At 69.9% G+C, this 26,827-nt stretch carries 25 protein-coding genes; 17 read left to right on the top strand and 8 right to left on the bottom strand.

Translation table 11 applies throughout. From position 1 onward, the window contains the following. Nucleotides 1-34 precede the first annotated feature (34 nt). The 6 genes from hpf to ptsP all read left to right on the top strand — a co-directional run bounded on the left by hpf (nt 35) and on the right by ptsP (nt 5,218). On the top strand, nt 35-358 hold the full coding sequence (gene hpf / locus ABQJ56_RS07010; RefSeq protein ID WP_367844285.1) for a ribosome hibernation-promoting factor, HPF/YfiA family: 324 nt from the start codon (nt 35-37) through the stop codon (nt 356-358). Between the two features lie 130 nt (nt 359-488). Continuing rightward, nucleotides 489-1,439: an HPr(Ser) kinase/phosphatase gene (gene hprK / locus ABQJ56_RS07005; RefSeq protein ID WP_367844284.1), complete on the top strand. Its 951-nt coding sequence runs from the start codon at nt 489-491 to the stop codon at nt 1,437-1,439. 4 nt (nt 1,440-1,443) lie between these two features. Then, nucleotides 1,444-2,343 (top strand): RNase adapter RapZ, encoded by a 900-nt coding sequence (rapZ, locus tag ABQJ56_RS07000; protein ID WP_367844283.1) that lies wholly within the window; start codon nt 1,444-1,446, stop codon nt 2,341-2,343. Between the two features lie 39 nt (nt 2,344-2,382). Then, nucleotides 2,383-2,778: a PTS sugar transporter subunit IIA gene (locus ABQJ56_RS06995; RefSeq protein WP_367844282.1), complete on the top strand. Its 396-nt coding sequence runs from the start codon at nt 2,383-2,385 to the stop codon at nt 2,776-2,778. 277 nt (nt 2,779-3,055) lie between these two features. Then, nucleotides 3,056-3,325 (top strand): HPr family phosphocarrier protein, encoded by a 270-nt coding sequence (locus tag ABQJ56_RS06990; protein WP_367844281.1) that lies wholly within the window; start codon nt 3,056-3,058, stop codon nt 3,323-3,325. Between the two features lie 162 nt (nt 3,326-3,487). Then, nucleotides 3,488-5,218: a phosphoenolpyruvate--protein phosphotransferase gene (gene ptsP, locus ABQJ56_RS06985; RefSeq protein WP_367844280.1), complete on the top strand. Its 1,731-nt coding sequence runs from the start codon at nt 3,488-3,490 to the stop codon at nt 5,216-5,218. A gap of 49 nt (nt 5,219-5,267) precedes the next feature. Here the strand turns inward: ptsP and ABQJ56_RS06980 are convergent, their stop codons facing one another. Then, nucleotides 5,268-5,975, bottom strand: coding sequence for an AraC family transcriptional regulator (locus tag ABQJ56_RS06980; protein ID WP_367844279.1), 708 nt, complete (start codon nt 5,973-5,975; stop codon nt 5,268-5,270). A 131-nt stretch (nt 5,976-6,106) separates the two neighbouring features. Between ABQJ56_RS06980 and ABQJ56_RS06975 the strand changes: the two genes are divergently transcribed. The 8 genes from ABQJ56_RS06975 to ABQJ56_RS06940 all read left to right on the top strand — a co-directional run bounded on the left by ABQJ56_RS06975 (nt 6,107) and on the right by ABQJ56_RS06940 (nt 15,665). Beyond that, nucleotides 6,107-7,048, top strand: coding sequence for a proline racemase family protein (locus tag ABQJ56_RS06975; protein ID WP_367844277.1), 942 nt, complete (start codon nt 6,107-6,109; stop codon nt 7,046-7,048). Further along, nucleotides 7,045-8,157 carry an NAD(P)/FAD-dependent oxidoreductase gene (locus tag ABQJ56_RS06970; RefSeq protein WP_367844276.1) on the top strand — a complete coding sequence of 371 codons (1,113 nt, stop codon included), beginning with the start codon at nt 7,045-7,047 and terminating at the stop codon, nt 8,155-8,157. Before ABQJ56_RS06975 ends, ABQJ56_RS06970 begins: the two co-directional genes overlap by 4 nt. Further along, entirely contained in the window at nt 8,154-8,399 is a 246-nt protein-coding gene (locus ABQJ56_RS06965; protein WP_367844275.1) for a 2Fe-2S iron-sulfur cluster-binding protein, read from the top strand. Before ABQJ56_RS06970 ends, ABQJ56_RS06965 begins: the two co-directional genes overlap by 4 nt. Continuing rightward, nucleotides 8,392-9,666 carry an FAD-dependent oxidoreductase gene (locus tag ABQJ56_RS06960; protein ID WP_367844274.1) on the top strand — a complete coding sequence of 425 codons (1,275 nt, stop codon included), beginning with the start codon at nt 8,392-8,394 and terminating at the stop codon, nt 9,664-9,666. Before ABQJ56_RS06965 ends, ABQJ56_RS06960 begins: the two co-directional genes overlap by 8 nt. Nucleotides 9,667-9,680: 14 nt before the next feature. Continuing rightward, nucleotides 9,681-10,586, top strand: a complete 906-nt coding sequence (locus tag ABQJ56_RS06955; RefSeq protein WP_367844273.1) for a dihydrodipicolinate synthase family protein — start codon at nt 9,681-9,683, stop codon at nt 10,584-10,586. A gap of 1 nt (nt 10,587) precedes the next feature. Beyond that, the gene (locus tag ABQJ56_RS06950; RefSeq protein WP_367844272.1) at nt 10,588-12,186 is read left to right on the top strand and encodes an aldehyde dehydrogenase family protein; all 1,599 of its coding nucleotides are present in this window, start codon (nt 10,588-10,590) and stop codon (nt 12,184-12,186) included. Between the two features lie 92 nt (nt 12,187-12,278). Then, a complete protein-coding gene (locus ABQJ56_RS06945) occupies nt 12,279-14,054 on the top strand; it encodes a DUF885 domain-containing protein (RefSeq protein WP_367844271.1) in 1,776 nt (591 codons plus the stop codon). A 42-nt stretch (nt 14,055-14,096) separates the two neighbouring features. After that, nucleotides 14,097-15,665, top strand: coding sequence for an APC family permease (locus tag ABQJ56_RS06940; RefSeq protein ID WP_367844270.1), 1,569 nt, complete (start codon nt 14,097-14,099; stop codon nt 15,663-15,665). Nucleotides 15,666-15,687: 22 nt separating this feature from the next. On the opposite strand, the gene ABQJ56_RS06935 is transcribed toward ABQJ56_RS06940, so the two are convergent. After that, nucleotides 15,688-16,575: a LysR family transcriptional regulator gene (locus ABQJ56_RS06935; RefSeq protein WP_367844269.1), complete on the bottom strand. Its 888-nt coding sequence runs from the start codon at nt 16,573-16,575 to the stop codon at nt 15,688-15,690. Nucleotides 16,576-16,666: 91 nt separating this feature from the next. Here ABQJ56_RS06935 and ABQJ56_RS06930 point away from each other — a divergent pair, with 91 nt between their 5' ends. The 3 genes from ABQJ56_RS06930 (at nt 16,667) to ABQJ56_RS06920 (ending at nt 21,625) form a co-directional block, all read left to right on the top strand. Next, on the top strand, nt 16,667-17,692 hold the full coding sequence (locus tag ABQJ56_RS06930; protein ID WP_367844268.1) for a YeiH family protein: 1,026 nt from the start codon (nt 16,667-16,669) through the stop codon (nt 17,690-17,692). 154 nt (nt 17,693-17,846) lie between these two features. Beyond that, on the top strand, nt 17,847-18,899 hold the full coding sequence (locus ABQJ56_RS06925) for a DUF3800 domain-containing protein (protein WP_367844267.1): 1,053 nt from the start codon (nt 17,847-17,849) through the stop codon (nt 18,897-18,899). A gap of 101 nt (nt 18,900-19,000) precedes the next feature. Further along, nucleotides 19,001-21,625: an AAA family ATPase gene (locus ABQJ56_RS06920; RefSeq protein WP_367844266.1), complete on the top strand. Its 2,625-nt coding sequence runs from the start codon at nt 19,001-19,003 to the stop codon at nt 21,623-21,625. A gap of 77 nt (nt 21,626-21,702) precedes the next feature. Here ABQJ56_RS06920 and tsaB read toward each other — a convergent pair whose 3' ends face one another. The 6 genes from tsaB to ABQJ56_RS06890 all read right to left on the bottom strand — a co-directional run bounded on the left by tsaB (nt 21,703) and on the right by ABQJ56_RS06890 (nt 26,827). Further along, a complete protein-coding gene (tsaB, locus tag ABQJ56_RS06915) occupies nt 21,703-22,401 on the bottom strand; it encodes a tRNA (adenosine(37)-N6)-threonylcarbamoyltransferase complex dimerization subunit type 1 TsaB (protein WP_367844265.1) in 699 nt (232 codons plus the stop codon). Between the two features lie 197 nt (nt 22,402-22,598). Beyond that, nucleotides 22,599-23,735, bottom strand: coding sequence for an FMN-dependent L-lactate dehydrogenase LldD (lldD, locus tag ABQJ56_RS06910; RefSeq protein ID WP_367844264.1), 1,137 nt, complete (start codon nt 23,733-23,735; stop codon nt 22,599-22,601). Then, on the bottom strand, nt 23,732-24,148 hold the full coding sequence (locus ABQJ56_RS06905; protein ID WP_367844263.1) for a nuclear transport factor 2 family protein: 417 nt from the start codon (nt 24,146-24,148) through the stop codon (nt 23,732-23,734). Before ABQJ56_RS06905 ends, lldD begins: the two co-directional genes overlap by 4 nt. 64 nt (nt 24,149-24,212) lie before the next feature. Continuing rightward, nucleotides 24,213-26,141, bottom strand: coding sequence for a DNA repair helicase YoaA (gene yoaA / locus ABQJ56_RS06900; protein ID WP_367844262.1), 1,929 nt, complete (start codon nt 26,139-26,141; stop codon nt 24,213-24,215). A gap of 16 nt (nt 26,142-26,157) precedes the next feature. Next, nucleotides 26,158-26,286 carry a hypothetical protein gene (locus tag ABQJ56_RS06895; RefSeq protein WP_367844261.1) on the bottom strand — a complete coding sequence of 43 codons (129 nt, stop codon included), beginning with the start codon at nt 26,284-26,286 and terminating at the stop codon, nt 26,158-26,160. A gap of 7 nt (nt 26,287-26,293) precedes the next feature. Further along, nucleotides 26,294-26,827 (bottom strand): tetratricopeptide repeat protein, encoded by a 534-nt coding sequence (locus tag ABQJ56_RS06890; protein WP_367844260.1) that lies wholly within the window; start codon nt 26,825-26,827, stop codon nt 26,294-26,296.

Below are 26,827 nucleotides of genomic sequence, written 5' to 3'. Positions count from 1 at the left end.
AAACGCGGCACTGCACCACCAGAGGAGGCGTACCATGCAATTCCAACTCAGCGGCCAGCAGATCGAAGTCACCCCCGCGCTGCGCGCGCACGTCGAATCCAGGCTCGACCGCCTCCATCGCCTCGATGACAAGTTGATCAGCCTTGCCGTGGTGCTCTCGGTGGACAAGCTGCAGCATCGTGCGGAAGCCACGCTCGGCGTCACCGGTGCCACCCTGCACGCCGAAGCCGCCGAGGCCGACATGTACGCCTCCATCGACATGCTGTTCGACAAGCTGGTCAACCAGCTGCGCCGCCATCGCGAGAAGATCGCCGACAAGCACCAGCGCGCCGTGCGCGAGGAACGCCAGTACGGCTGACACCTTCGCTGCGGGCCGCCCGGCGCCGGGCGGCCCGCAAGCCCCTCGAAACACGCCCTGCGCCCAAGCGGGCACAATGCTCCCACGCCGCCGCGAGACCCGCGGGCGGCGCACGCAAGGGATCGAAGGCTTGGACCGGCTCACCGCACGACAACTCTACGACGGCGTCAACGAACGCATGGCGCTGCGCTGGCTGGCCGGCATGCGCGGCGAGTCGCGCGCGCTGGAACCCGGTGCGGCCCAGGCGCGCCGGCCTTCGCTGATCGGCTACCTCAACGTCATCTATCCGAACAAGATCCAGATCATCGGCACGGAAGAGCTGAACTTCCTCGATGGACTCGATTCGCGCCAGCGCTGGGAGGCGATCCACAAGATCGCCGCCAGCAAGCCGGTGGCCCTGATCGTCACCAAGGACCAGCCGGTGCCCCCGGACCTGCGCGAGGTGGCCGAGGAAACCGACACCCCGCTGTGGGTAAGCTCCAAGCGCGGCCACGAGCTGCTGACCTTCCTGCAATACCACCTGGCGCGCCAGCTGGCCGCGAAGACCACCCTGCACGGCGTGTTCCTGGAAGTGTTCTCGATCGGCGTGCTGATCACCGGCGAGGCCGGCGCCGGCAAGAGCGAGCTGGCGCTGGAACTGATCAGCCGCGGCCACCGCCTGGTCGCCGACGACGCCACCGAGTTCACCCTGATCGCACCGGACGTGATCGACGGCAGTTGCCCCGAACTGCTGCAGGACCTGCTGGAGGTGCGCGGCCTGGGCGTGCTCAACGTGCGCGAGATGTTCGGCCACATGTCGGTGAAGCCGTCCAAGTACCTGCGCCTGGTGATCCACCTGAAACCGCTGCGCGAGGGCGAGGACATCGACGCGCTGACCCGCCTCACCGGCGACATCGGCCACCGCGAGGTGTTCGACGTCAGGGTGCCGATGATCACGATACCGGTGGCTCCCGGCCGCAACATCGCCGTGCTGGTCGAGGCGGCGGTACGCAGCCACGCGCTGAAGAGCAAGGGCATCGACCCCGCGCAGACCTTCATCGACCGCCAGGCGCACCAGTTGCGCCGACTGCCGCCATGGTGACCCCATGAACGACGAAATCCCGCAGACCAGCCCGTTCACCAACCCGCACGAGACCCATCTGATCGTGCTCACCGGCGTGTCCGGCGGTGGCAAGACGGTGGCGCTGCGCGCGCTGGAAGACCTGGACTTCTATTGCGTCGACAACCTGCCGCCCTCGCTGCTGCCGCAGCTGGTGGACGCGGTGAGCCATGGCGCCGGCCGGCGCCGGCGCATCGCGGTGGGCGTGGACGTGCGCAACCGCGGCGCCGACTTCGAGCACCTGCCCGAGGTGCTCTCCGCGCTGGCCGCCACCGGCGTGCAACTGCACCTGATCTTCCTCGACTGCCGCGACGAGGTGCTGGTCAAGCGCTATTCGGAAACCCGCCGCCGCCACCCGCTGGCCACGCGCGGCATGTCGCTGGCCGACGCGATCGCCGAGGAACGCCACCTGCTGCGCCCGCTGATGGCGATCGCCGAGAAGGTGATCGACTCCAGCGAGCTCAACGTGCACCAGCTGCGCCGGCTGGTCGCCACCGGCTACGCGCAGGCCACCGAAGGCATGACGCTGATGTTCCAGTCCTTCGCGTTCAAGCGCGGCCTGCCGCTGGACTCGGATTTCGTGTTCGACGCGCGCTGCCTGCCCAACCCGCACTGGCAACCGCGGCTGCGCCCGCTCTCCGGCAAAGACGCGCCGGTGCGCGAATACCTGGACAGCGAGCCGCTGGTCGCCGAATACCTGGCCGACACCACGCGCTGGCTCGACGCCTGGCTGCCGCGCTTCGAACAGGACGACCGCAGCTACGTCACCGTCGCGATCGGCTGCACCGGCGGCCGGCATCGCTCGGTCTACCTGGTCGAGCAGCTCGCCGCGCACTACCGCGAAACGCGCGAGAGCGTGCTTACCTTCCACCGCGAGCTGGACTGACGCCATGGCCATTGCATGCAGGCGGGCGGGGACACGGCCATGAGCGTGGGCGTGATGCTGATGACCCACGAGGCGGTCGGCCAGGCGCTGATCTCCGCCGCGCACCACGTGATGCCGAAGCTGCCGCTGCGGGTGGAGGCGGTGGAAGTGCCGCCGCAGGCCGACCCCGACGTGATGCGCACGCTCACCGCCCGCCATGCGCGCGCGCTCGACCAGGGCGAAGGCGTGCTGGTGCTGGCCGACCTCTACGGCGCCACGCCGTGCAACATCGGGCTGTCGCTGGGCTCGCTGGGCGTGCGCCTGCGCTGCGTCTCCGGCCTCAACCTGCCGATGCTGCTGCGCGTGCTCAACTACGCGGAAAAACCGCTGGACGAACTGGCCGAGATCGCGGCAAGCGGCGGCCGCGGGGGAATTTTCATTGATGGGGCGCACTGACCTGTTCAGCATGGGCGTCACCGACTCTGCCTGCCCGCAGATTTGCGCCGAACCGACGAAGGTAGGCTGGCTGCCTATCGAGGAGGTGCGACGCAAAGCTGCGGGCAGGCAGAATCGGCCCTCGCATTCAATGCCAAATGTCAGGGTGAAACCTGGAAGGCCCGCAGGGTGCGGGGCGTGTCGCGGCCAAGGCTGGCCGCCTTGGCAAGGCGCGCATCGCGGCCTGCGGGCCTTCCAGGTTTCATGCCGCCCATGCTGAACAGGTCAGTGCGCCCCAATGCTTGAACAAGAAATCGTCGTTTCCAACAAGTTGGGCCTGCACGCCCGCGCCTCGGCGAAACTGGTGCAGCTGGTGCAGGGTTTCAAATCCACCGTGTGGCTGATCAGCAAGGGTCGCGAGGTGAATGCGCAAAGCATCATGGGCGTGATGATGCTCGCCGCCGGCATCGGCACGCCGCTGACCGTGCGCACCGATGGCCCGGACGAACAGGCGGCGCTGGATGCGGTGGTGGCGCTGTTCGAGCGCAAGTTCGACGAGGGGGCTTGAGATGAAGGCGGGGAACGGGGAACGGGGAACGGGGAACCTGTGCGCATCGGGCATGGCCCGGGTTCGCGCCTGCCCCGCTGGTCCGACCCCGACGCGGCGCCCGGCGTCAGCCGCACATTTCCCGCTCCCGGTTCGCCGCTCCCCGTTCCGGGGCGCCGCCGCATGAGACACCTCCTGCCCGGCACCCAGGCGTCGCGCGGCATGGCATTGGGTCGTGCGCGGCTGGTGCAGCCCAGCCGCTACGCGGTGGATACCCGGCCGCTGGCCGAGGACGAAGTCGAGGGCGAACTCGAACACCTGCACCGGGCGCTGGACACCGCGCGGCAGGAGCTGCGCGAGCTGCGCGGCAAGCTGCACGGCGCGCTGGCGCGCGAGGTCAACGAGTTCATCGACGCGCACAGCCTGCTGCTGGACGACGCCGAGCTGCTGCGCGGCCTCGACGACCTCGTGAAGATCGGCCACTACCGCGCCGGCGCCGCGCTGAAGAAACAGCGCGACAGGCTGGCCGCGGTGTTCGAGGCGATGGACGATCCCTACCTGCGCAGCCGCAGGGAAGACATCGACCAGGTGATCGCCCGCGTGGTCTCCGCGCTGCAGCGCCAGACCAGCGTCGAGGAACGCAAGCTGGCCGCGCGCGTGGGCGAGATCCTGGTCGCCGACACCATCGCACCCGCCGACATGGCCCAGCTCGCCGGCAACGGCCTGCTCGGCGTGGTCACCAGCTCCGGCAGCGCGTACTCGCACAGCGCGATCCTCGCCCGCAGCCTAGGCCTGCCGATGCTGGTCGGTGCGCGCGACGCGCTGTCGCTGCTGCACGACGACGACCTGATCCTGCTCGACGCCGAGCGCGGCGAGGCGATCGTGCATCCCACCGCGCAGGACCTCGCCCGCTACCGCGCGTGGCAGCGCGAGGCAGCCGCCGAGGGACGCCGCCTCGCCACGCTGGCGAACGCCGCCACGCGCACCCGCGACGGCGTGGATATCCGCCTGCTGGCGAACGCGGAGACCCCCGCCGACGTGGCGCTGGCGCGTGCCCGCGGCGCCGACGGCGTGGGCCTGTACCGCACCGAGTTCCTGTTCCTGCGGCACAAGGGCCTGCCGTCCGAAGACGAACAGTTCATCGCCTACCGCGACCTGGTGCTGGGCATGGGCGGCCTGCCCGTCACCATCCGCACGCTCGACCTCGGCGCCGACAAGGCCGACGCCGCCGGCCTGGTGCTGCGCGGCGAGGACAACCCCGCGCTGGGCGTGCGCGGCGTGCGCCTGTCGCTGCGCTATCCGGCGGTGTTCACCACGCAGATCCGCGCGATCCTGCGCGCCGCCTGCTACGGCCCGGTGCGCGTGCTGGTGCCGATGGTGACCCAGCCGGACGAGCTGATCGCGGTGCGCACGCTGTTCAAGCTGGCGCGGCAGGACCTGAAGCGCGAGAGCATCGACCTGCCCGAGAAACTGCCGCTGGGCGCGATGATCGAGGTCCCCGCCGCCGCGATCAATGTGCGCGCCCTGCTCGAACACGCCGACTTCCTCGCGATCGGCACCAACGACCTCGCCCAGTACGTGCTCGCCGCCGACCGCGGCAACGATGCGCTGGACAACATCTACACCCCGCTGCAACCGGCCATGCTGCGCCTGCTCTCGCACGTGATCAGTTCGGGCCGCCGCGCGAAGAAACCGGTGAGCCTGTGCGGCGAGATCGGCGGCGACGTCAACTTCACCGCGATGCTGCTCGCGCTCGGCCTCAATGAATTCAGCATGCACCCCGGCCAGCTGCTGCAGGTGCGCGACCGCCTCGCCACGCTCGACCACGCCGCGTTGCGCGGCCACGCCACCCGCCTGCTGCGCGCGGTCACCCACGAGCAGGTCGCGGCGCTGCTGGCGCAGCTCGGCGAGTGATCGCGATGCGCCGGCGTCCCGCCGGCACGGGCCCCGGGAAGCGACCCGCTCACGCCGCCGCGATCATGTTCCGGTAGTCGCGCGGCGACATGCCCACCGTGGCCTTGAACTGGCGCGCGAACGAGCTCTGGTCGCCGAAGCCGCAGGCCAGCCCGATCGCCGCCACGCTGTCGCCGCCCTGCAGCAGCCGCATCGCCGCCTCGATGCGCAGCTTGGTCAGCACCTGCTGCGGCGTGAGCTGGAATACCCGGCGGAAGTGCCGTTCGAGCTGCGCCACCGAGAGCTCGGCCAGCTGTGCCAGCGTCGCCACGCGGATGCTTTCCGCGTAGTGCTCCTGCAGGTGGGCCAGCACGCGGCGCAGGCGCAGGTAGGTCGGATGGCGGCCGTCCGGCTGCCCCAGGTCGCGCGAGATGCCGACCACCCCGCAGACCTCGTCGCCGTGGCGCAGGGGGCGCTTGCAGGTCAGGCACCAGCCCGGCGCACGGTTCGCGAAGATGTGCACCTCGAGCTGGTTCTCGATCACCTCGCCGTCCAACACGCGCCGGTCCTGCGACGCATACGAGCCGCCCATGGTCGCGGGGAACAGCTCGGTCACGCTGCGGCCGATCACGTCCTTCCGGCGCTTGAGGCCGAGCCTGCGCACCAGGGTGAGGTTGGCGTGCGTGTAGCGACCCGTGGTGTCCTTCACGAAGAACACCACGTCGGGCAGCGCATCGAACAGCGCCTCCAGTTCGTTCGCCGAGATTTTCATTTCCATCGCGCAGCTCCGGCGGATGCCCGGGACGGGTGCGTCGCCGGCTCCGGCGCGCGGTCGGAGTATGCAGATTTCCGCATCCGCGAACCACAAGTGTCCATAGACGTCCGGTGGCGGCGGGGCGAGCATAGGGCATGACTACGATAGATGTGATCGACTCGCATACCGGCGGCGAACCCACCCGTGTCGTCATCGGCGGTTTCCCCGGCCTGGGCAACGGCTCGCTGCTGGAACAGCGCGAACGCTTCCGCCGCGACTTCGACCGCTGGCGCAGCGCGATCGCCTGCGAGCCGCGCGGTTCCAGCACCGTGGTCGGCGCCCTGCTGGTGCCGCCGCAAAGTACGGACGCCTGCACCGGGGTGATCTTCTTCAACAACGTCGGCTACCTCGGCATGTGCGGCCACGGCACCATCGGCGTGGTGCGCACGCTGCAGCACCTGGGCCGCATCGGCCCCGGCCGGCACCGCATCGACACGCCGGTGGGCACCGTGGGCGCGGAGCTGCACGAGGACGGCCGCGTCACCATCGACAACGTGGAAAGCTACCGCCACGCCGCGGGCGTCGGCGTCGACGTGCCGGATTACGGCCGCGTCACCGGCGACGTCGCCTGGGGCGGCAACTGGTTCTTCATCACCCGCGACACGCCGCTGCCGCTGGAGATCCGCCACCAGCGCGCGCTCACCACCTACACCGAGGCGGTGCGCCACGCGCTGGAGGCGAACGGCATCACCGGCGCGGAAGGCGGCGAGATCGACCACATCGAGGTCAACACCGGATCGCCGGTCGAAGGCCTGCACGGCCGGAACTTCGTGCTGTGCCCCGGCCTGGCCTACGACCGCTCGCCCTGCGGCACCGGCACCAGCGCCAAGCTGGCCTGCCTCGCCGCCGACGGCAAGCTGGCGCCGGGCGAGACCTGGAGGCAGGAAGGCATCCTGGGCAGCGTGTTCGAAGGCCGCTACACGCACGGCGGGCACGGCGTGCGTCCGCAGATCACCGGCACCGCCTTCGTGGTGGCGCGCAGCACGCTGCTGTTCGACGAGGCGGACGCCTTCGCCTGGGGCAGCGGCGCGGAATGAATGGCGGCGCCGCCACGTTCGACCTGATCGTCGTCGGTGCCGGCATCGTCGGCGCCAGCTGCGCCGATGCCGCCAGCGCGGAGGGCATGCGCGTGGCCATCGTGGAGCCCGGCCCGATCGGCGGCGGCGCCACGGCGGCGGCCATGGGCCATCTCGTGGCGATGGACGACGATCCGGCCGAACTCGCGCTGGCGCACTACTCGCTGCGCCTGTGGGAAGCGTTCGCCGACCTGAAGGAAGCCGAATTCAGCCGCTGCGGCACGCTGTGGGTGGCGCGCAACGACAACGAGCTTGCCGCCGCCGGCCGGCGCATCGCCCGCCTTGGCGTCGCAGGCATCGACGCCCGGCTGATCGACGCGGCCACGCTGTACGAACTGGAGCCCGCCCTGGTGCCGGGACTGGCGGGCGGCATGCTGGTGCCGCGCGAGGCGGTGGTGTATCCGCCGCGCGTCGCCGGCCACCTGGTGCGGCGCGCGCAATCGCGCGGCGCCCGGCTTCATGCCGGCCGCCGGGCCCAATCGCTGCAACGGGGCGGCGTGCTGCTCGACGACGGCACGCGCCTGCACGGCCCCGTGCTGGTCGCCACGGGCTGCGCGTTGCCCGACCTGCTGCCGATGCTGCCGATGCGCGCGCGCAAGGGGCACCTCGTCATCACCGACCGCTATCCCGGCCTCATCCGCCACCAGTTGCTGGAACTGGGCTATGCCGACAGCGCCCACGGCGACGCGGACAGCAGCGTGGCGTTCAACGTGCAGCCGCGGCCGACCGGCCAGATCCTGATCGGCTCCTCGCGCGAGTTCCACGCCAGCGACGCCGGCGTCTCGCCATCGATGGTGCAGCGCATGCTCGAACGCAGCTTCGCCTTCGTGCCGCGCCTGCGCGAATTGCAGGCGCTGCGCATCTGGACCGGCTTCCGCCCCACCACGCCGGATGGACGCCCCTACCTCGGCGCCGTGCCCGACGCCGTCGACCAGTGGGTGGCCGCCGGCCACGAAGGCCTGGGCGTCACCACCGCGCTGGGCAGCGCGGGGCTGATGATCGACCTGATCCAGGGCCGCCGGCCCGCCATCGATCCCGCGCCCTACTCGCCGCAGAGGATGGCCGCATGAACGCCGTGGTGCGACTGACCGTGAACGGCCATCCGGTGGAAGTGCCCGCCGGCGCCAGCGTCGCCGCCGCGGTGGCGCGCGTCACGCTGCATTTCCGCCGCGCGGTGGACGGTGCGCCGCGCGCGCCGCTGTGCGGCATGGGCGTGTGTTTCGAGTGCCGCGTGCAGGTGGATGGCGCGGCCCACGTGCGCGCCTGCATGACACCGGCCGGCGAAGGCATGCAGGTGGTCACCGATGCGTGAGCATTACGACGTACTCGTGGCGGGCGCGGGTCCGGCCGGCCTTGCGGCGGCGCAGGCCGCCGCGTCGCACGGCGCGCACGTGGGCCTGCTCGACGCGCAACCGCGGGCCGGGGGACAGGTCTGGCGGCACGACGTGCGCCTTCCGGCGTCGCGCGTGGCGCGCCAGGCCATCGACACGCTGCAAGGCGTCGAACTGCTGGCGCGGCACAGCGTGGTCGCGGTGGAGTCGCCGGCGCTGCGCGCGGAAACGCCGCGCGGTTCCCGCCTGCTGTCGTTCGGCGCGCTGGTGCTGGCCACCGGCGCGCGCGAACTGCTGCTGCCTTTCTCCGGCTGGACGCTGCCCGGCGTGACCGGTGCCGGCGGCCTGCAGGCCCTCGCCAAGCAAGGCTGGCCCGTGGCCGGCAAGCGCGTCGTGATCGCCGGCAGCGGACCGCTGTTGCTGGCGGCGGCGGATACCTTGCGCAAGCACGGTGCGCAGGTGCTGGGCATTTTCGAGCAGGCCCCCGCCGCCGCGGTCCGCGCCTTCGCGCGGCAACTGCACCGGTGGCCGGCCCGTGCCTGGCAGGCCGCCGGCTTGCGCCTGCGCCTTGCAAGCGTGCCGTACCGCTGCGGCTCCTTCGTGCGCGAAGCCGTCGGCGACGGCGCCGTGCGCGGCGTGGCGATCGAGACACCCCGCGGCGTGCAGCGCGTCGAGTGCGACTTGCTCGCCGCAGGCTACGGGCTGGTGCCGGATACCGAGCTGGCGGCGCTGCTCGGCTGCGTCCTCGACGAGGCGGATACCCATCCGCGCGTGCAGGTCGATGCCCTGCTGCGCACCAGCGTGCCGAATGTGTACGCGGCCGGCGAATCCTGCGGCATCGGCGGCCTGGCGGTCGCCCGCATCGAAGGCGCGATGGCGGGCCACATGGCGGGCGGCGATACCGCGGCCGCCGACACCCTGAGGCCGCAACGCGATCGCGAACGACGCTTCGGCGCGCTGCTGGCCCGGCACTTCGCGCTCGACCCGCGCCTGCGCACGCTGGCCGACGATGCGACCCTGGTCTGCCGCTGCGAAGATGTGCGCCTCGGCGCGCTCGCCGGCTTCGACGACGCCCGCGCCGCCAGGCTCGCCACGCGCTGCGGCATGGGCGCCTGCCAGGGCCGCATCTGCGGCACGGCGCTCGCCGAACTGGGCCGCTTTCCCCGCGGCGGCACGCGCCCGCCCGTCTTCCCCGCCCGGCTGGCCACGCTGGCCGGGCATGCCACCCTTTCTACTGACGACGCATAACGAGGTAGCTGACCATGAGCAACGCATCCATCTGGCATGGCGTGATTCCCGCCATCACCACGCCGTTCGGCGCCGACGGCCAGGTCGATCACGACTTCCTCGCCAGGCATGCGCGCACGCTGATCGACAGCGGCTGCAAGGGCATCGTGCCGCTGGGCTCGCTGGGCGAGGCGGCCACGCTGACGTTCGACGAAAAGCTGGCGATCATCCGCACCCTGGTGCAGGCGCTGGACGGCCGCGCGCCGGTGATCCCCGGCATCGCCGCGCTGTCCACCGACGAGGCTCGGCGCCTCGCCCGCGAGGCCAGGGCGCTGGGCGCGTCCGGCCTGATGGTGCTGCCGCCCTACGTGTATTCCACCGACTGGCGCGAGATGGGCGCGCACCTGCGCGCGGTGATCGCGGCGACCGACCTGCCGTGCATGCTCTACAACAACCCGATCGCCTACAAGACCGACTTCACGCCCGAGCAGATCGCCGAGCTCGCGCACGAGTTCCCGAACGTGCAGGCGGTGAAGGAATCCTCCGGCGACGTGCGCCGCTTCGCCGCGCTGCGCGCGTTGCTGGGCGACCGCCTCGAACTGCTGGTGGGCATGGACGACGCGATCGTCGAAGGCGTGGCGATGGGCGCGCGCGGCTGGATCGCCGGCCTGGTCAATGCCTATCCGAAGGAATCCGTGAAGCTGTTCGAGCTGGCGCGCGACGGCGGCGCGGACGCGGCGGCCGAGCTGTATGCCTGGTTCCTGCCGCTGCTGCGGCTGGACACCGTGCCGAAGTTCGTGCAGCTGATCAAGCTGGTGCAGGCGAAGGTCGGCCTGGGCAGCGAACGCGTGCGCGCGCCGCGGCTGGTGATGCATGGCGCCGAACGCGATGCCGCCCTGCGCGTGATCGACCACGCCATCGCCCATGCGCCGGTGCTCTGAGATGGCCGCGCAACCCCTGCTGATCGCGGGCAGCTGGCGACCGGCCAGCGAACTGCTCGCCACCTTCCGCGCCGAGGACCCGGCCACCGGCAACCCCATCGGCGCGGAGTTCCCGGTCAATGGCGCGGCCGACGTGGAAGCCGCCATCGCCGCCGCCGTCGCGGTGGCGGACGAGCTCGCGCGGACGCCGCCGGAACGCATCGCCGCCTTCCTCGACGCCTACGCCGACGGCATCGAGCGCGACGCGGAAGCGCTGGTCGCGCTGGCCCACGCGGAGACCGCGTTGCCGGCGGAAACCCGGCTGGCCAAGGTGGAGCTGCCGCGCACCAGCAACCAGCTGCGCCAGGCCGCGCGCGCCGTGCGCGACTTCAGCTGGACGCAGCCGGTGATCGACACCGCGGCGGGCCTGCGCACGCACCGCGCACCGCTGCACAAGCCGGTGCTGGTGTTCGGGCCGAACAACTTCCCGTTCGCCTTCAACGCGATCGCCGGCAGCGATTTCGCCTCGGCGATCGCGGCGCGCAATCCGGTGATCGCGAAGGCGCATCCCTCGCACCCGGCGACCAGCGAGCGGCTGGCGCAGCTGGCCCATGCCGCGCTGCGCGAGGCCGGCCTGCCCGCAGCCGCGGTGCAGATGCTCCACCAGTTCGATCCGGCGCTGGGCCTGAAACTGGCCGGCGATCCGCGGCTGGGCGCGATCGGCTTCACCGGCAGCCGCGCCGGCGGCCTGGCGCTGAAAGCCGCCGCCGACGCGGCCGGCGTGCCGGCCTACCTGGAGCTGTCCAGCGTCAACCCGGTGTTCCTGCTGCCCGGCGCCCTGGCCGAACGCGGCGACGCGTTGGCGCAGGAATTCTTCAACTCGTGCACGATGGGCAGCGGCCAGTTCTGCACCAATCCCGGCGTGGTGGTGGTGCCGCGCAATGCCGACGGCGATGCCTTCGTCGCCGCCGCCACGGCGCATTTCAGCACCGCCGCCGCGGGCGTGCTGTTCTCGCGCGGCGTGCTGGAGCACCTGCAGCGCAACGTGGACATCCTGCGCGAGGCCGGTGCCGAACTGCTGACCGGCGGCAACGCGGCGGGTCCGGGCCATCGCTACCAGCCCGCCCTGCTGCAGGCGGATGCCGCGCGCTTCCTGCGCGCGCCGCAGGTGTTGCAGACCGAGGCGTTCGGCCCGGTCGGCCTGCTGCTGCGCGCCGACGATGTCGCGCAGATGGCAGCGGTGGCGGCCGCGCTCGAAGGCAACCTCACCGGCACCCTGTACAGCGCCACCGACGGCAGCGATGCGGCCGCCTGGGCCCAGGTCTCCGCCGCGCTGCGCCCGCGCGTGGGCCGGCTGATCGGCAACCGCATGCCCACCGGCGTGGCGGTGAGTCCGGCGATGAACCACGGCGGCCCCTACCCCAGCACCGGCCACCCCGGCTTCACCGCGGTCGGCATGCCGGCGGCGATCCAGCGCTTCACCGCACTGCACTGCTACGACCACGTGGCGGACCCGCAACTGCCGCCGGAACTGCGCGACCGCAACCCCGGCGGCGTGGCGCGGCAGATCGACGGCCGCTGGTGCGTCGACGATGTCGATGCCCGGACGCCGGCCGCATGATGCCGGCCCGGCAGATCGGCGGCCTCGACCCCGCGCAGGTGCAGGCGCCGTCTCCCGCGACGCCACGCCATCGCCACCGGGGCCTCCCGCTCATGAACAAGCTGTTCGCCAGCCTGGGATGCGCCGTCTGCCTGGCCGCCACGACGGCGCAGGCGCGTGCCGACGATGCCGCCTCCCGCTTCCGCGCGATCTACACGCAGGAATGGACGTGGCGCCAGGACCAGTTCCGGGGCCTGGACGACGAGGACAGCCAGGGCGCGCCTTCCGACCACCTGCCCAGGGTCGATGCCGCCACCCAGGCGATGCGCGAGCACTACTGGGCCGGCGTGCTGAAGAAGCTCGACGCGATCAAGCCGGCCGAGCTGCACGGCGAAGGCGCGGTCGACTACGCGGTCTACCGCTTCCAGATCGAAACCCTGCTCGCCGACCAGCATTTCCGCACCTGGGAAATGCCGTTCAACAGCGACTCGGGCTTCTGGAGCGACCTGGGCTTCACCGCCCGCGCGACCTACGCCACGCCGCAGGAATACCGGGACTACATCGGCAAGCTGCGCGACATCCCGCGCTATTTCGGCGAGGAAACCGACAATATGCGGCTGGGCCTGGCGCGCGGTTTCAGCCAGCCGAAAGTGGTGCTGCAGGGGCGCACGCAGTCGATCAGCGAAGTGATCGACGCGCCCGGCGAGAGCAATCTCTTCTACACCCCGTTCAAGCACATGCCGGCGAGCATCCCGGCCGCCGGGCAGGCCAGGCTGCGCGCCGAGGCACTCGCGGCGATCAGGGATGCGGTGATCCCCGCCTACGCGAAGCTGCTCCGCTTCATGCAGGACGAATACATCCCCGAGGCACGCACCGGCATCGCCGCCGAGGACCTGCCCGACGGCAAGGCCTTCTACCAGGCGCAGATCCGCGAATACACCACGCTGGACATGAGCCCGGACGCCATCCACCGGCTCGGCCTCGCGCAGATGGCGATCATCCACCGGCAGATGCTGGACACGATCAGGCAGACCGGCTTCAAGGGCAGCTTCGCCGAGTTCCTGCATTTCCTGCGCACCGACCCGCGCTTCTATGCGAAAACTCCCGACGAGCTGCTGAAGGATGCCGCCTGGATCGCCAAGGAAGTGGACGGCAAGGTCGGCGACTACATCGGCCGCCTGCCGCGCCGCCGCTTCGCGATCGAACCGGTGCCGGCCGACCTGGCGCCGATCTATACCGGCGGCCGCGGCGGCCCGGGCATCTACCTGGTCAACACCTACAACCTGCCCGCGCGCCCCCTGTATTCGCTGCCCGCGCTGACCCTGCACGAATCCTCGCCCGGCCACGCGCTGCAGATGCCGCTGGCGGCGGAGATGCAGGGCCTGCCGGACTTCCGCCGCTATGCGTACATCTCCGCCTACGGCGAGGGCTGGGCGCTGTACTGCGAATACCTGGGCCAGGAAATGGGCATCTACCACACGCCCTACGAGCAGTTCGGCTACCTGAGCTACCAGGCCTGGCGCGCGGCGCGGCTGGTGGTGGACACCGGCATCCACCACCTGCACTGGACGCGCAAGCAGGCGCAGGACTACCTGCGCGAGAACACCGCGCTGGCCGACCACGAGATCGAGACCGAGGTGGACCGCTATATCGCGTGGCCGGCGCAGGCGCTGTCCTACTACCTGGGCGAGATGGCCATCCGCCAGGACCGCGCGCGTGCCAAGCAGGCGCTGGGCGCGAAGTTCGACATCCGCGCCTTCCATGACGCGGTGCTGTCCACCGGGTCGGTGCCGCTGCCGGTACTCGACGCGCGCATCGACCGCTTCATCGCCGGCGGCGGCAAGTCCCCCTACGCCGACGAGAAGCACTGCGACTGCAAGTCGCCCTGACGAAGCCCGCATCATCCTTCCCAAGCCGCCTGAGCACACCGCATGCCATCGACGGGAAAATTCCATCGCCAGCTCAGCCTCACCGACCTGACCTTCATCGGCCTGGGCGCGATCTTCGGTTCCGGCTGGCTGTTCTCGGCCAGCCATGTCGCGGCCATCGCCGGGCCCGCCGGCATGCTGTCCTGGCTGATCGGCGGCGCGGCCGTGCTGCTGCTCGGCATCGTCTACTGCGAGCTGGGCGCCGCGCTGCCCCGCGCCGGCGGCGTGGTGCGCTATCCGGAGTATTCGCACGGGCTGCTGCTGGGCTCGCTGATGGGTTTCATCACCCTGATCGCGTTTTCCAGCCTGATCGCGATCGAGACGGTGGCCTGCCGCCAATACGCCGCGGCCTGGTTCCCCGCGCTGAGCCGCGACGCGGCGGGCGACCCCACCGTGCCGGGCTGGCTGGTGCAGCTCGCGCTGCTGACGCTGTTCTTCGCGCTGAACTACTTCAGCGTGAAGACCTTCGCCAAGGCCAACAACCTCATCAGCATCTTCAAGTTCGTGGTGCCGCTGCTGGTGGTCATCGTGCTGCTGGCGCACTTCCAGCCGCGGAACATGAGCGTGCACGGCTTCGCCCCGAACGGCTTCAGCGGCGTGGAAGGGGCGGTTTCCGCCGGCGGCATCATCTTCGCCTACCTCGGGCTGACGCCGATCATCTCGGTCGCCAGCGAGGTCCGCCATCCGCAACGCACGATCCCGATCGCGCTGATCCTCTCGGTGCTGCTGTCCACCGTGATCTACCTGCTGCTGCAGGCCGCCTTCCTGGGCGGCATCCCCACCCGCCTGCTGGCGCAGGGCTGGGGCGGCATTGGCACGATGTTTTCGCTGCCCTACCACGACATCGCGCTGACCCTGGGCATCGGCTGGCTGGCCGCGCTGGTGGTCTGCGACGCGGTGATCTCGCCCAGCGGCACCGGCAACATCTACATGAACGCCACGCCCCGGGTGGTCTACGGCTGGGCGCGCAGCGGTTCGTTCTTCAAGGTGTTCACCCGCATCGACGGCAAGTCCGGCATTCCGCGCCCCGCGCTCTGGCTGAGCTTCGCGTTGTCGATCTTCTGGACCTTGCCGTTCCCTTCGTGGGAGGCGCTGATCAGCGTGGTCTCGGCGGCCCTGGTGCTGAGCTACGCCGTGGCGCCGATCACCGTGGCGGCACTGCGCCGCAGCGCGCCGCAGTTGCCGCGGCCGTTCCGCGTACGCGGCTTCGGCGTACTCGGCCCGGCCTCGTTCGTGATCGCCACGCTGATCGTGTACTGGTCGGGCTGGCAGACGGTGTCGTGGCTGCTGGGACTGCAGATCGTGCTGTTCGCGGTCTACGTGCTGTGCAGGCTGCCCTCGGCCGCCGGTCGCGCCAGGCTGCGCCAGGAGGTGTATTCGTCGTCGTGGCTGATCGCCTACTACGCGCTGCTCATCGCACTGTCCTGGCTGGGCACCTTCGGTGGCCGCGGCATCATCGGCCATCCCTGGGATACCGCGGCCGTCGCCCTGGCTGGCCTCGTCATCTACTACTGGGGCGCCCGCACCGGCCTGCCCGCGCACCTGCTCGACCTGGGCAGCGACGACGACTGACGCGGACGCGCGGCGGCGCTGCTCAGCGGCCGAGGCCGGCCTGGGCGATGAACGCATCCAGCAGCGCGCCGCGGTATTTCTGGCGGTGGATCAGCATGGACAGCTTGCGGCGCAGGTCGAGGAACGGCGTCCTCAATGCCTTGAGGCGGCCGGTGGCCAGCGCGTCGGTGACCGCCACCTGCGGCAGGCAGGCGATGCCCAGGCCGGCGACCACCGCCTGCTTGATCGCCTCGATCTGGTCCAGCTCCAGCACGGTCTCGCCGGGCGGCAGCTGCGACAGCACGCGCTCGCTGGTGGCGCGGGTGGCCGAGCCCGGCTCGCGCATCACCCAGCGTGCACCGGCGAAATCGGCGGGCTTGAGGCCGCGCTTGCGCGCCAGCGGGTGGTCGGGCGGCGCGCACACCACCAGCAGGTCGTCGCGCCACGGGCGCACCTCCAGCTGCGGGTGCGTCACCGGTCCTTCCACGCAACCGAGGTCGAGGCTGTGGTCGAGCATCGCCGCGGCGATCGCGTCGGTGTTCGCCACGCGCAGGCGGATCGCCACCTGCGGCTGCGCGCGCACGAACGCGCCCAGCAATTCGCCCACGCGATAGTTGCCCACCGTGTTGCTGGCGCCGATGCGCAATTCGCCGCTGAGCGCCGCGCCGTCCTCGCGGCCGCGCCGGCCGAACTCGGCGTGGCGCTCCAGCAGCTCCTGCGCCAGCGGCAGCAGCTCGCGGCCGCGCGGGTTGAGCCGCAGCCGGCCGCGCTCGCGGGCGAACAGCGGCGCATCGAGCTGCCGCTCCAGCTCGGCCAGCGCCATGCTGGCGGCCGGCTGGGTCAGGTACAGCCGCTCGGCCGCGGCGCGCACGCTGCCCAGCAGCGCGATCTGCACGAACACCTCGAGCTGGCGCGGGCTGATGTTGTTCATCATTCGATCTTATACGAACGATCAGATTTTCCAAGTTTTGCTGATCGACGGCGGCGAGGACAATGGCGCATCCCCCGCCATGCGTCGCCCCATGAATACCCCGCTCGCCACCGCCCTCGCCCGCCCCACCCTGCGCAGCCGCGCACCCGGGTTGCTGCTCGCCGTCGCGATCGCGCTGCTCGCGTGGTGGCTGGGCCGGCTGCTGCCGCTGATCGGCGGCCCGGTGATCGGCATCCTGCTCGGCATCGCGGTACGCAACACCGTCTCGCCGGATGCGCGCTTCACGCCCGGCATCGCGTTCGGCGGCAAGCAGGTGCTGCAGTGGTCGATCATCGCGCTGGGCTTCGGCCTCAGCCTCACCCAGGTGGCGAAGACCGGGCTGGAATCGCTGTCGGTGACCCTGGTGACGCTGACCGTGGCCTTCCTCAGCGCGTGGGCGCTGGGCCGCTGGCTGGGCGTGCACGACAAGCTGAAGATCCTGATCGGCGTCGGCACCGCGATCTGCGGCGGCTCGGCGATCGCCGCGGTGACGCCGATCATCAAGCCCGACGAGCACGACACCGCGTTCGCGATCTCCACCATCTTCCTGTTCAACGTGGTGGCGGTGCTGCTGTTCCCGCTGCTCGGCCACCTGCTGCACCTCAGCGACCTCGGCTTCGGCCTGTGGGCCGGCACCGCGATCAACGACACCTCCTCGGTGGTGGCCGCCGGCTACAGCTACAGCCACGCGGCGGGCGACTACGCCACCATCGTCAAGCTCACCCGCGCCACGCTCATCATCCCGATCTGCCTGATCCTGGCCTTCGCGGTGGCGGCGCGCGAAAAGAAGAAGGGCAGCACCGACTTCAGCCTGCGCCGCATCTTCCCGTGGTTCATCCTGTGGTTCCTGGTGGCCTCGGCGGCGCGCACCACGGGCCTGATCCCCGCCGCGATCCTGCCCGCGCTGCATGCCGCGGCCGAATTCCTCATCATCGTGGCGCTCACCGCGATCGGCCTTTCCGCCAACCTGCGCAAGATGGTCGCCAGCGGCGCACGGCCGATCCTGCTGGGGCTGGGGGTGTGGGCGGCGGTGTCGGTGAGCAGTTTGGCGGTGCAGTTGCTGATCGGGCGGCTTTGAGGTCGCGCTGCCCATGATTGGATCAAGGATGATTTGAACAGGGCCACTATTCAAAGCGGCTGCTTTCGGCCAGGAGCGGACATCGCGCCATATCCCAGGCCTGTACTAGCCGTATCATTTCCTGAATCTTTCTCTCTCTACGGAGGCACTGAAAGTGGAATGCTTCCGAATCGACGAAAGCGGCTACACAGGCTTCGATTTGCTAAACCCGGAGCAGCGGTTCCAAGGTGCGACAGCCATCGCCATCGACGATGACGAAGCTAGGCGCCTGATCCGGGAACACTTTCCCACGCAGCAGGCGGACGAGCTCAAGTACCGGGCCCTGGCGCGGCGGCCGGCCAACCACCCCCGCCTGATGGCGTTGCAACGCGATTTGCTGAGCCACTACAAGTGCGTGACTTACGTCTGCGACAAGCGCTTCCTGCTGCTGCTGATGTTCCTAGACTATGGCGTAGAGCCGTTCTATTACGACCGTGGAATGGACTTCTATCAGGACGGGCAGAATTACTCGCTGGCGTCCCTGCTATACACGGTGGGGCCGACGCTCCTCGGTCAAGGTGCTCTCGACCGCTTGCTGGCGAGCTTCCAGCGAGCGGTGAAGGAGAAGAGTCCGGCGGCGCTCGCCGATCTGGTCGAGGCCGCGCGCGCCTCGCGCTGGCAGGAATTACCGGAAGCGCTGGGACCCTTGGCGCAGTTCGCTGCCCCCGAGTGCCTGCGAGCGATCGCCACGCCCGGCGTCAGTACGGATGCTGCCTTGGTGGTGCTGCAATCCCTGGTTAGCCGGATGGAGACCATGGCCGAAGGTCCCTATTGGGTCGAGCACGACCAGTCGAAGAATCTGCTCGCCTATCACGACTTGCTGCAGCGCTACATCCGCCACAAGGACGTGGTCACGTTCCGCCAGTCGGAAATCGCCAGCATCACTTTTCCGCTCAAGCTCCAGTCGGTGACGCAGGTCGACTCTAGGAACAGTCCCGCCGTACAGCTGGCAGACGTGATGATCGGCGCGGCCATCGAAGCAGCGAACACGCTCACGGGACAACGTACTGGGACGCTGGATGCCCGGGAGGTAATGGCGCTGTACGCCGATCATCAGCTTATCCACATGCTGCCCTCGATTGATTTCGATAAGCAAAAGCGCTTCCGCCAGGGGACGCAGGCGGTTCAGGTCATCGACTATTTTGCAGAGAACTTCCACAAGCCATAACCGAGAATGGAAGCACGACCCGCCTGCGGCCGTGGTGCAGGCGGCCGATCAATACCGTCAAGGACGCCGCTCGGAGCGTCTTACTATGTAGAGGGGACTGCATGGCAAGCATCGTTTCGGAGTACCACCGCTTCCTGGCGCACTTGACGCAGCGACACGTGCATGATGACGTTCGCCGGCTTGCGCACCTGGTGCTCGATCACCTGCAACCATTGGCCGAGGTTGGTGCTGCGCGCCGCGGGCGATCCACGCGCTTGGCGCCGCTGGCCATCGCGCATCTGGCGCAGATGCCTGTCGCCTACGACGGAGACGCTCGCGGCCCCGAGCCTGGGCCGGCGCTCGGGAGACTGCACCAGCTCGAAGTTGGACCGTTTCGCGGATTCATGCGGCAGGAGACGTTCGACCTCAGCCATGACATCACCCTGGTCTACGGTGCCAACGGCACCGGCAAGAGCAGCTTCTGCGAGGCTTTGGAAGTGGCGATGCTCGGTTCGATCAGCGAAGCGCAGGCCAAGCGGGTGGACCAGCGGACCTACTGCAACAATGTTCGCCTGCGCCGCCACATAGCGCCCGTCCTGTCGTCCAAGGCGGCAGACGATGTGCAGACCGTCCAACCCGACGAAGTCGAATACCGCTTCTGCTTCATCGAGAAGAACCGCCTCGACGACTTCGCCCGCATCGCCGCGCGGACCCCGGGCGATCAGCGTCAGCTCATCGCAACCCTATTTGGCGTGGACCAGTTCAGTGAGTTCGTGCGCGGCTTCAACCCCTCGCTCGATCAGGACCTGATGCTTGCCGGCGTCCAGGCGGCGCAGTTGGCACAGAGTCGCCTGCAGTTGGCGAACTCCGAGCAGACGATCGCCGCCTACCCGCAAAAGATCGCGGCGGTCGAGGGCCAGGAGCAAGCCTTGGCGCAGCGCATGTCGCCTGGCGCGACATACCAGGCCTGTGTGGACTGGCTGCTAGGGACACCGAAGCAGCAGGGGCGGCTACCGTATGTCCAGGCACAGTTGGACGCCAACCCACCTACCATTCACGAGGTGACCCGAGCCCGCCTGCAGACTTTGCTGGCAGAGGCCTACCGCGTCCAGGGACTGTGGCAGGCGTCTTCCGCGCAACTCGCGGCCCGCGCCGGCGAAGTGTCGTACGCGAAGCTCTACGAAGCCGTGCTAGCCCTGGCCGACGGTGCGATCGCTTGCCCCGCATGTGGAACCGGACTGGCCGTGGTGGCGCAGGATCCATTCGCCAGAGCACGAACGGGCTTGGAGCAGCTCGCGCAACTGGCCGCCCTCCAACAGCAGGAGGCCGAGCTTCGGACACAGTTGAACGAGGCGGTCCGAGCGCTTTGGGACGAGATGCGCCGCGTGTTGGCGGCGGCTGCGGTCGCCTGTCCTGCCGAATCGCAGGCCGCGGGCCTGCCGCTGCTGCCTCCCACGGCTGCGGGCAACTGGCTCGGCGCGTGGGCCGATGAGGACCAGCGCGCCTGGCAAGCCCTGCTGAGGGTCGCCGAGATTATCGAAGGCTTCGACGCGAAGGCTCGTGACGTGCATGCCCAGCGCGGCACGCTGGCCCAGGAGCGGGATCGCCTGCAGCAGTATCAGCTGGAGATCGAACGGCTGCGGACCATGCGCACGGCGGCCGGTCAGGACCTGGCTGCCGCCCGCCAGACCGTAGCCCAGTTCGACGAGGCGAACCGCGATCTGATCCAGGCCGTCGCAGCCGAAGTACCGGTGGTGGCGCACCATCAGCGGGTCAAGGCCGCCTACGACGGCTTCCTACCCGAGATCCAAGCCTACCTAACCGCTCTGCCGGGTGTGCTACTGCAGGGGCTTGGAGAACAGGCCCGCCATCTGTACAACGCATTCAACAGGGCCGATCCGCCCGGCGATCTGCTGCACGCGCTGTGGTTGTCGGTGGCGGAGAACGGCAAGATCGAGGTGGAGTTCGCCGGTGAGCCGGGCGTGCGCTACGACGCGCTGGTCGTCTTCAGCGAAGGGCACATCAAATGCCTGGGCCTGGCGATTCTGCTCGCCAAGAACATTGCGCAGGGCTGCCCTGTGGTCATCTTCGATGACGTCGTCAACGCGATCGACGACGACCACCGCGATGGTATCTGGCGCACCTTCTTTGAGGACGGTTTGCTCGACGGCAAGCAGGTCATCCTCACCTCGCACGCCGAGGAATTTCTGCATCGCATCCAGCAGGAGTTGGGCGCCCGGCGTGCTGCTGCCGTCAAACGCTACAAGTTCCTCCCGCATCAGGGGGAGCATGAATTGCGGGTCGATAGCAATCCGCCGACGAAGAATTACGTTCTGCTGGCTCAGCAGGCATTGGCGGCCGACGAAAAGCGCGAGGCCCTCCGTCAGGCCCGGCCAGCGCTGGAGAGCCTGACGGATCGCCTCTGGACTTGGTTGGGCCGGCGGGCGGACGGTCGGATCGACATCAAGCTGGGTGGGCCCCGCTCGCCTTGGGAATTGAACAACAAATGCACCAAGTTGCGATTAGCGGTCGATCGGGTGGCGGCACAGCACGTTGGTGCGCCAGAGGCGGTCGCCGCTCTCACTACACTGCTCAATGTCAACGGCGCCAGCATCGAGTGGGGCTACCTCAATAGCGGCGTACACGACGCCCAGCGGGACCATGAATTTGACCGCGCAACTGTGCGCACGATAGTCGAATCAATCACCGCATTGGACGGAGCAATAGAAGCGCTGCAGAACCGCTGAGCGCGCGAACTAAGTCAATCCAACATGTAATGAACGTCTCAAGCATTGTCCGCTTCGGGTCGCAAGCAGACAAACGATCAAGCCTTCCCCTGCTCCACCAGCGTCAATGCCACCTTGTCGCGCAGATAGACTGGCAACGCGAGTTCCGGCGCCTGCGCACGGCCAGCCTTGAATTCGCGTGCTGCAAGTTCGGCCACGTGCAGGGCCTGCGGATAGCGGGCACCGTCGGCGTAACGCGGCTCCCCGCCGAGGCATTCGCGCAACGCGGCTTCGTAGGTGGCCCAGCCGCTGCCCACCACCTGCCAGGCGTTCGCTTCGGGCAGACGCAGCGCCTCGGCGGTGCAGACGCGTTCGTCGTCGAGCGCGACCAGGCCACCTTCGCCATCGCGGCGATAGCAGGCCGCGTAGATCTCGCCCATGCGCGCGTCGATCACGGCGAGGATGGCGGTGTCGGTCTCGCCGTCGTCCGGTGCCTCCAGCGCCAGCGCCGCGAGCGAGGAGACGGTGACCACGGGCAGGTCCAGCGCCAGCGCCATGCCCTGCGCCAGCGACACCGCGAGGCGCACGCCGGTGAACGCGCCGGGGCCGCGGCCCACGGCGATGGCATCCAGCGCGTGCTTGCCCAGCCCCGCCTCGGCCAGCAGTTCGTCGGCCATCGGCAGCACGCGTTCGGCGTGGCGGCGCGGCGCGAGTTCGCTGCGGGCGATCACTTCGTCGCCGTGGACCAGGGCGACGGAGCAGGCTTCGGTGGCGGTTTCGAGGGCGAGCAGGTTCATGGCCGGCCCATGATAGCCGCAGGCCATGCGTGTCATGCCGCCGCGCTGTGCCGGGCCTTCGCATGTCACGACGGACAAGCGCTTTCTCCAATCGCCGACCATGGCCATTTCCCCTCGTTGCCGGAGCAGGGATCACAGCAGCACGAGGAGCACGCCCGCAGGCGGATGCAGGCCCTGCGCGGGACGGAACGTGGCTTTTACGCGGCGGCCAGGCTGTCGCGCGAAATGCCGGCCAGCGACTTCGCGCCCGTCAGCGTCATCGCCACGCGCATCTCGCTGGCGACCAGGTCCAGCAGGTGGGCGACGCCCTGCTCGCCCTGCGCCGCCAGCGCATAGACGAAGGCGCGGCCGAGCAGCACGCCGTCGGCGCCCAGCGCCAGCATGCGCACCACGTCGAGGCCGCTGCGCACGCCGGAATCGGCGAGGATCTTCAGCTCGCCCTGCACCGCGTCGGCGATCGCCGGCAGGGCGCGCGCGGACGACAGCACGCCATCCAGCTGGCGCCCGCCGTGGTTCGACACCACGATGCCGTCGGCGCCGAAGCGCACCGCCTCCCTCGCGTCCTGCGGATCGAGGATGCCCTTGATCAGCATCGCGCCCTTCCAGGATTCGCGTATCCATTCCAGGTCGCGCCAGCCGATGGACGGGTCGAAGTTCTTGCCCAGCCAGCCGATGTAGTCCTGCAGCCCGATGCGGTGGCCGAGGTAGGCCGACACGTTGCCGAGGTCGTGCGGCCGGCCCAGCAGGCCCACGTCCCACGACCAGCGTGGATGGCACATCGCCTGCCACACGCGGCGCAACGCGGCATGCGGGCCGGACATGCCCGAATGCGCATCGCGGTAGCGCGCGCCAGGCACCGGCATGTCCACGGTGAACACCAGGGTGCGCACGCCGGCGGCCCAGGCGCGCTCCAGCGCGTTCTTCATGAAGGCGCGGTCGCGCAGCACGTAGAGCTGGAACCAGATCGGCCGCGGCACCTGCGCCTGCACTTCCTCGATCGGGCACACCGACACCGTGGACAGGGTGAACGGCACGCCCTTCGTCGCCGCCGCCCGCGCCGCCTGCACCTCGCCGCGCCGCGCATACATGCCGGTGAGGCCCACCGGGGCCAGCGCCACGGGCAGGCTCAGCGGCTCGCCGAACAGTTCGGTGGAAAGATCGACTTCGCCGACTTCCCCGAGCACGCGCTGGCGCAGCGCGAGGCCGCGCAGGTCGTCGACATTGCGGCGCAGGGTCTGCTCGTCATACGCGCCGCCGTCGATGTAGTGGAACAGGAACGGCGGCAGCCGGCGTTGCGCGGCCGCGCGGTAATCGAGGGCGGAGGAAATGATCATGGCGAGGCAGCCGGTGGCGCGTCAGCCACCATCGTGCCTTGATGGAACACGATCTTCCAGCCGTCCGCATCGCGCCGCCAGATCGTGGCACGGCGCGTCACGCGCGCACCCTGGCGCAGGGTGTAGGTGAGCAGGTAGACCGCGTCGGCGAGCCGGCGGCAATAGAAATCGCCGGTTTCCCACGGATCGGGTTGCGGATTGCGGCGGCGGTCGTCGAGTGCGTCGAGCACGTATTCACGGCTGTAGCGGTTGCCGGAAGCGCCCACTTCCCGGAAATCCTCCGCCGTCATCGCGAGGTGATCGGCGCGGGTCATGCCGAATTCCGGGCGATGGAAGATCGGCTCGCGCCGGCGCAGCTCGTCCAGCACGGGCAGCAGCGCGGGGTCGGTGCGCAGGTCGGGTTCGCGGTTCATGCGGCTGGCTTCTCGAATCCGGGCACGGATCTACTCCCCTCTCCCGCAAGCGGGAGAGGGGCTCTCAGGCGAAGAACGCCTGCACATCGCCAAGATCCCGCGTGCGCGGCATCGGCGGCAGGCTGGCGAGGAACAGCTTGCCGTAGTTCTTCGTGGCTAGGCGCGGATCGCACAGCACCAGCACGCCGCGGTCGGTGACGCTGCGGATCAGGCGGCCCGCGCCCTGCTTCAGCGCGATCGCCGCGGCGGGCACCTGCCAGCCCATGAACGGATTGATGCCCTGCCGTTCCAGCGCCTCCAGCCGCGCCACCAGCACCGGATCGTCGGGCGCGGCGAACGGCAGCTTGTCGATCACCACCACGCCGAGCGCGTCGCCCACCACGTCCACGCCTTCCCAGAAACTGGCCGCGCCGAGCAGCACGCCGTGGCCGGAATGGCGGAATTCCTCCAGCAGCTGGTGGCGCGGCGCCGTGCCCTGCACGAACAGCGGCCACGGCACGCGCGCGGCCAGCAGTTCGGCGGCGCGGCGCAGCGCGCGGTGCGAGGTGAACAGCAGGAAGGCGCGGCCGTTCGAGGCCTCCAGCACCGGCAGCACGGCGTCGAGCACGCGCTCGGTGTAGTCGCGCGCGGCCGGGTCGGGCAGGCCGTCGGGCAGGTAACACAGCGCCTGCTTCGCGTAGTCGAACGGGCTTTCCAGCAGCAGCGCCTGCGGCTCGTCCAGGCCGAGCTGGCGCGCGAAGTGCTCGAACCTGCCCGCCACCGACAGCGTGGCCGAGGTGAACACCCACGCGGCCTCGCTGCGCTCGCGCATCGCGCGCAGCGGCGCGGCGAGGTCGAGCGGCGTGGCGTACAGCGCGAAACCGCGCGGGAAAAGCTCGTACCAGCGCACGTCGCGCTCGGACGCCTGTTCGACGATGCGCTCCAGCCGCTCGGCCAGCAGCGCCGCGCGCTCGTGCGCATTGGCCAGCCCGCGCGAACGCTCGGCCTGCGAGGCGAGCAGGTCGGCGAGCGCGGCCAGCAGTTCGCCGACCTCGTGCAGACCTTCGCGCACCGCGGCCACGGCCTCAAGCGGCCCGAACGCGCCTCGCGCTGGCAGCGGCTCCATCGCGAGACGCAGGCGCTTCAGCGCATCCTGCAACGCTTCCACCGGTTCCAGCAGCAGGCCGATCGCACCGGTGACGCCGCTGCATTCGCGCAGGGCATCCTGCGCCAGCTCGCCGAGCTGGCGCGCGCTCACGCTCTGCGAGAAGAACTGCCCGGCCAGCTCGGGAACCTGGTGCGCCTCGTCGAGGATGAAGGCCGCCGCACCGGGCAGGATCTCGCCGAAGCCCTCCTGCTTCAGCGCGAGGTCGGCGAACAGCAGGTGATGGTTGACCACCACCAGTTGCGCCTCCTGCGCCTCGCGGCGCGCCTTCACCACGTGGCAGTCGTCGTAGAACGGGCACTCCACGCCCAGGCAGTTCTCCGGCGTGGAGGTGACGCGCGGCCACAGCGGCGACTCCTCCGGCACCTCGGCCAGCTCCATGCGGTCGCCGCGGCGCGTGCGCGCGGACCAGGCGCGGATCGTCGCCAGCTGCGCCGCCTGCGCCTGGTCGAACGTCGCGCCCTCGCGCACGGTCTGGTCGAGGCGGTACAGGCACAGGTAATTCGCGCGCCCCTTCAGCAGCGCCGTCTTCAGCCGCGCGCCGAGCACGGAAACCACTTTCGGCAGGTCGCGGAAATACAGCTGGTCCTGCAGCGCCTTGGTGCCGGTGGAGACGATCACCCGCTCGCCCGAGCGCAGCGCCGGCACCAGGTAGGCATAGGTCTTGCCGGTGCCGGTGCCGGCCTCGGCGATCAGCGTCTCGCGACTGGCGATGGCCTGCGCCACCGCCGCCGCCATCGCCTGCTGCGCGGCGCGCGGCGCGAAGTTCGGCAGCTCGCGCGCGAACGGGCCGTCGGGGCCCAGCAGCGCATCGACGCGGTCGGGCCGCGTGTCGTCGGAATCGATCATCGCCGTGGGAGCGGCTTCACCAGCCGCGACCGGGCGGACGAATCGCGGCTGAAGCCGCTCCTGCAGCCGCTCCTGCGACGGTCGAAGCCATCACGCGCTCGGTGCGTGCCTGCGCCGGGATCATGCCCATCATGTCCAGGCTCATGGGGTGCTCAGTACCGGTTCACGCCCTGCACGTGGCACTTCGCCACCCACTTCTGCGCGGTGGCGGCGCCGGCGGCGTCGCCGGCTTCCCGGCGCAGCTGGGCAAGGGTTTCCCAGTTGCGTGCGCACAGCGGACCGAGCTTGGGGCCCAGCGTCCACGACTGCTGGGCCAGCTTCTGCGCCAGCGCGTAGTCGTGCTGGTACACCGCCACCTCGGCGCGATCCTGCAGCAGGTCGGGCGACTCGGGGCTGCGCTTGAGCGCCTGGTCGAGCTTGCTCGCGGCGGCATCGTAATGGCCGGCCTGCACGTCGGCCTCGGCGGCCGACTGCCATGCGCTGATGCCGGGATCGGCCAGCGGCTGCACCGCGATCACGGATTGCTCGCGCTCGCCCGCGGCGCGGATCGCCGCAACCATGCTGGCAGGCGCCAGCGCGGGGCGTTTCGGCGCCTCGACCGGCGCCGGCGTGGTGCAGGCCGCCAACAAGGCCGCCGCCAACAACGGCAGCGGCCACGCACGCAGGAATCGACGAACGAGGGACAT

It is taken from the genome of Rhodanobacter geophilus, from assembly GCF_040812275.1.
GTDB classification, from domain to species: domain Bacteria; phylum Pseudomonadota; class Gammaproteobacteria; order Xanthomonadales; family Rhodanobacteraceae; genus Rhodanobacter_A; species Rhodanobacter_A geophilus.
Note: the sequence above shows the minus strand (reverse complement) of the source record. Positions and strands in the feature narration are given on the sequence as shown.

What these genes read in the sequence shown, in the direction of transcription:
- ABQJ56_RS06895 (WP_367844261.1), bottom strand. Translation starts at nt 26,286, where the DNA reads ATGAGCCTGGACATGATGGGCATGATCCCGGCGCAGGCACGCACCGAG.
- ptsP (WP_367844280.1), top strand. Translation starts at nt 3,488, where the DNA reads ATGAGACACCTCCTGCCCGGCACCCAGGCGTCGCGCGGCATGGCATTG.
- ABQJ56_RS06995 (WP_367844282.1), top strand. Translation starts at nt 2,383, where the DNA reads ATGAGCGTGGGCGTGATGCTGATGACCCACGAGGCGGTCGGCCAGGCG.
- ABQJ56_RS06950 (WP_367844272.1), top strand. Translation starts at nt 10,588, where the DNA reads ATGGCCGCGCAACCCCTGCTGATCGCGGGCAGCTGGCGACCGGCCAGC.
- ABQJ56_RS06930 (WP_367844268.1), top strand. Translation starts at nt 16,667, where the DNA reads ATGAATACCCCGCTCGCCACCGCCCTCGCCCGCCCCACCCTGCGCAGC.
- ABQJ56_RS06990 (WP_367844281.1), top strand. Translation starts at nt 3,056, where the DNA reads ATGCTTGAACAAGAAATCGTCGTTTCCAACAAGTTGGGCCTGCACGCC.
- yoaA (WP_367844262.1), bottom strand. Translation starts at nt 26,141, where the DNA reads ATGATCGATTCCGACGACACGCGGCCCGACCGCGTCGATGCGCTGCTG.
- ABQJ56_RS06960 (WP_367844274.1), top strand. Translation starts at nt 8,392, where the DNA reads ATGCGTGAGCATTACGACGTACTCGTGGCGGGCGCGGGTCCGGCCGGC.
- ABQJ56_RS06905 (WP_367844263.1), bottom strand. Translation starts at nt 24,148, where the DNA reads ATGAACCGCGAACCCGACCTGCGCACCGACCCCGCGCTGCTGCCCGTG.
- ABQJ56_RS06945 (WP_367844271.1), top strand. Translation starts at nt 12,279, where the DNA reads ATGAACAAGCTGTTCGCCAGCCTGGGATGCGCCGTCTGCCTGGCCGCC.
- tsaB (WP_367844265.1), bottom strand. Translation starts at nt 22,401, where the DNA reads ATGAACCTGCTCGCCCTCGAAACCGCCACCGAAGCCTGCTCCGTCGCC.
- ABQJ56_RS06890 (WP_367844260.1), bottom strand. Translation starts at nt 26,827, where the DNA reads ATGTCCCTCGTTCGTCGATTCCTGCGTGCGTGGCCGCTGCCGTTGTTG.
- ABQJ56_RS06965 (WP_367844275.1), top strand. Translation starts at nt 8,154, where the DNA reads ATGAACGCCGTGGTGCGACTGACCGTGAACGGCCATCCGGTGGAAGTG.
- ABQJ56_RS06935 (WP_367844269.1), bottom strand. Translation starts at nt 16,575, where the DNA reads ATGAACAACATCAGCCCGCGCCAGCTCGAGGTGTTCGTGCAGATCGCG.
- ABQJ56_RS06970 (WP_367844276.1), top strand. Translation starts at nt 7,045, where the DNA reads ATGAATGGCGGCGCCGCCACGTTCGACCTGATCGTCGTCGGTGCCGGC.
- ABQJ56_RS06920 (WP_367844266.1), top strand. Translation starts at nt 19,001, where the DNA reads ATGGCAAGCATCGTTTCGGAGTACCACCGCTTCCTGGCGCACTTGACG.
- ABQJ56_RS06955 (WP_367844273.1), top strand. Translation starts at nt 9,681, where the DNA reads ATGAGCAACGCATCCATCTGGCATGGCGTGATTCCCGCCATCACCACG.
- hpf (WP_367844285.1), top strand. Translation starts at nt 35, where the DNA reads ATGCAATTCCAACTCAGCGGCCAGCAGATCGAAGTCACCCCCGCGCTG.
- lldD (WP_367844264.1), bottom strand. Translation starts at nt 23,735, where the DNA reads ATGATCATTTCCTCCGCCCTCGATTACCGCGCGGCCGCGCAACGCCGG.
- rapZ (WP_367844283.1), top strand. Translation starts at nt 1,444, where the DNA reads ATGAACGACGAAATCCCGCAGACCAGCCCGTTCACCAACCCGCACGAG.
- ABQJ56_RS06940 (WP_367844270.1), top strand. Translation starts at nt 14,097, where the DNA reads ATGCCATCGACGGGAAAATTCCATCGCCAGCTCAGCCTCACCGACCTG.
- ABQJ56_RS06980 (WP_367844279.1), bottom strand. Translation starts at nt 5,975, where the DNA reads ATGGAAATGAAAATCTCGGCGAACGAACTGGAGGCGCTGTTCGATGCG.
- ABQJ56_RS06975 (WP_367844277.1), top strand. Translation starts at nt 6,107, where the DNA reads ATGACTACGATAGATGTGATCGACTCGCATACCGGCGGCGAACCCACC.